Consider the following 3,122-nt stretch of genomic DNA (forward strand, 5'->3'; position numbering starts at 1 on the left):
CCTGGAGGCAAGAATTATTTAGCAACAAAAAGGCCCCTGCTAGGGTTAACCTAACAGGGGTTGAGGGGAATGGCTCCCCGGGCAGGGCTCGAACCTGCAACCACCCGGTTAACAGCCGGGCGCTCTACCATTGAGCTACCGAGGAATGTATAGGGAGAGCATGGAGATTTTTTCTCCATGCTCTCTTTTGGAAAAACTTCCTGGCAGTGTCCTACTCTCCCGGGGAATACTCCCCAGTACCATCGGCGCTGGAGGGCTTAACTGCCGTGTTCGGGATGGGAACGGGTGTTTCCCCTCCGCTATTACCACCAGAAATCTTTTGTCACTTTTGTTGTTCTTTGTTCTCTCAAAACTACCCAGCGAGGTTGACGTTTTACCCACGCTAATCTTTATGGTCAAGCCCTCGACCGATTAGTACCGGTCCGCTCAAGGGGTTACCCCCCTTACACTCCCGGCCTATCTACCTGGTAGTCTTCCAGGGGTCTTACTGGCTTATGCCATGGGAAACCTCATCTTGAGGTGGGCTTCGCGCTTAGATGCTTTCAGCGCTTATCCCTTCCAGACTTGGCTACCCAGCGGTGCCCCTGGCGGGACAGCTGGTACACCAGCGGTCTGTCCATCCCGGTCCTCTCGTACTAGGGACAGCTCCTCTCAAGTTTCCTCCGCCTGCGATGGATAGGGACCGAACTGTCTCACGACGTTCTGAACCCAGCTCACGTACCGCTTTAATGGGCGAACAGCCCAACCCTTGGGACCTACTTCAGCCCCAGGATGCGATGAGCCGACATCGAGGTGCCAAACCCCGCCGTCGATGTGGACTCTTGGGCGGGATAAGCCTGTTATCCCCGGGGTAGCTTTTATCCGTTGAGCGATGGCCCTTCCACTCGGGACCACCGGATCACTAAGCCCGACTTTCGTCCCTGCTCGACCCGTCGGTCTCGCAGTCAAGCTCCCTTCTGCCTTTGCACTCTACGCGCGATTTCCATCCGCGCTGAGGGAACCTTTGGGCGCCTCCGTTACCTTTTAGGAGGCGACCGCCCCAGTCAAACTGCCCACCTGACACTGTCCCCAGACCGGTTCACGGCCCCGGGTTAGAATTTCAGTGCTTCAAGAGTGGTATCCCACCGTCGGCTCCCCACTACCTGGCGGCAGTGGTTCGCTGCCTCCCACCTATCCTGTACATGAAACACCAAAACCCAATGTCAGGCTACAGTAAAGCTCCACGGGGTCTTACTGTCCTATCGCAGGTAACCCGCATCTTCACGGGTACTACAATTTCACCGAGCCCTTCGTTGAGACAGCGCCCAGATCGTTACGCCTTTCGTGCGGGTCGGAACTTACCCGACAAGGAATTTCGCTACCTTAGGACCGTTATAGTTACGGCCGCCGTTTACTGGGGCTTCGGTTCAGAGCTTCTCCAGCACTCAACTCTACGTACTGCTTTGCAGGCTCCTTGCTATGCGCTGCTTCAGCCAGCGTTTTGCCTGGCCATGCTTTTTCAGTTGCCGTTCCCTATCGAACGCATCCTCTTTTGCTTTATAGGCTTCGTAGTATACTACTTCCCATCGATGTCTTCTTGTGGAACGGTTCTTCTCTTCGTTATGTGCTTTTAGTCGAGCCTTGAGGTCACTTGTTTGACCTATATAGAGCTCTCCTTCTTCATTCTTTAACACATACACGTAATACACATAGCTACCTCCTGCTTCAATACGCAGAGTTGAGTGCTGGATAACCCTTCCCCTTAACCTTCCAGCACCGGGCAGGCGTCAGCACCTATACTTCAGCTTCCGCTTTAGCAGGCACCTGTGTTTTTGGTAAACAGTCGCCTGGGCCACTTCTCTGCGACCCCCTCGGGCTCCAGTAAGTCTTTACTATCACCCTAACGGGGTACCCCTTCTCCCGAAGTTACGGGGTCATTTTGCCGAGTTCCTTAACGAAGGTTCGCTCGCGCGCCTCGGGATCCTCTCCCCACCTACCTGTGTCGGTTTGCGGTACGGGCACCCGGAGTCCTCGTTAGAGGCTTTTCTTGGCAGTCTGGGTTCGACCAGTTCGCTACTTTAATTTCGCTCCCCGTCACCTCTCAGGATGTGTGTGAGACGGATTTGCCTGCCTCACTCCCTACTGGCTTGGACGCACACAACCAACGGTGCGCTGTGTCTACCCTCCTGCGTCACCCCATCCTGTTAACGGCCTCCAGGTGGTATCGGAATTTCAACCGATTGCCCATCGCCTACGCTCTCCGCCTCGGCTTAGGTCCCGACTTACCCTGGGTGGACGAGCCTTCCCCAGGAACCCTTAGGTTTTCGGCGGGCAGGATTCTCACCTGCCTTCTCGCTTACTTATGCCGGCATTCTCTCTTCTGTAAGCTCCACTGCTCCTTACGGTACAGCTTCGACGCTTACAGAACGCTCCCCTACCGAACTGCTGCACCAGTGGTGCACTCAGTTCCCAAAGCTTCGGTAACGGGCTTGAGCCCCGCTACATTTTCGGCGCAGAGTCACTCGACCAGTGAGCTATTACGCACTCTTTAAATGATGGCTGCTTCTAAGCCAACATCCTGGTTGTTTAAGCAACTCTACATCCTTTCCCACTTAGCCCGTCTTTTGGGACCTTAGCTGTTGGTCTGGGCTGTTTCCCTCTCGACTACGAATCTTTGCACCCGCAGTCTGACTCCCAAAGTTGTCTTAACGGCATTCGGAGTTTGAAAAGGTTCGGTAACCTGGTAAGGCCCCTAGCCTTATCAGTGCTCTACCTCCGTTAAGCTCCCTTTGAGGCTAGCCCTAAAGCTATTTCGGGGAGAACCAGCTATCTCCGGGTTCGATTGGCATTTCACCCCTACCCACAGGTCATCCGCCGGCTTTTCAACGCCGGTCGGTTCGGGCCTCCACGAAAGTTTAATCTCGCTTCACCCTGCCCATGGGTAGATCACCCGGTTTCGGGTCTACGTTAACGAACTTGTCGCCCTCTTCAGACTCGCTTTCGCTCCGGCTCCGGGTCTTCCCCTTAACCTCGCTCGTTAACGTAACTCGCCGGCCCGTTCTACAAAAAGTACGCCATCACCCAGCACTCAATGGAACCTTTGACCACTCAATGTCGCTCTTGAACTATTTCCCGCAACTTTC

1 tRNA gene and 2 rRNA genes are annotated in these 3,122 nt (G+C 54.7%); all 3 read right to left on the reverse strand.

The features are described 5' to 3' along the window. Positions 1-70: 70 nt before the first annotated feature. Positions 71-145 (reverse strand) — tRNA-Asn (locus MOMUL_RS15045). A 53-nt stretch (positions 146-198) separates the two neighbouring features. Continuing rightward, positions 199-313 (reverse strand): 5S ribosomal RNA (gene rrf, locus MOMUL_RS15050). A gap of 78 nt (positions 314-391) precedes the next feature. Further along, positions 392-3,105 (reverse strand): 23S ribosomal RNA (locus MOMUL_RS15430). Between the last annotated feature and the right edge of the window lie 17 nt (positions 3,106-3,122).

The organism is Moorella mulderi DSM 14980 (assembly GCF_001594015.1).
Classification (GTDB): domain Bacteria; phylum Bacillota; class DSM-521; order Neomoorellales; family Neomoorellaceae; genus Neomoorella; species Neomoorella mulderi.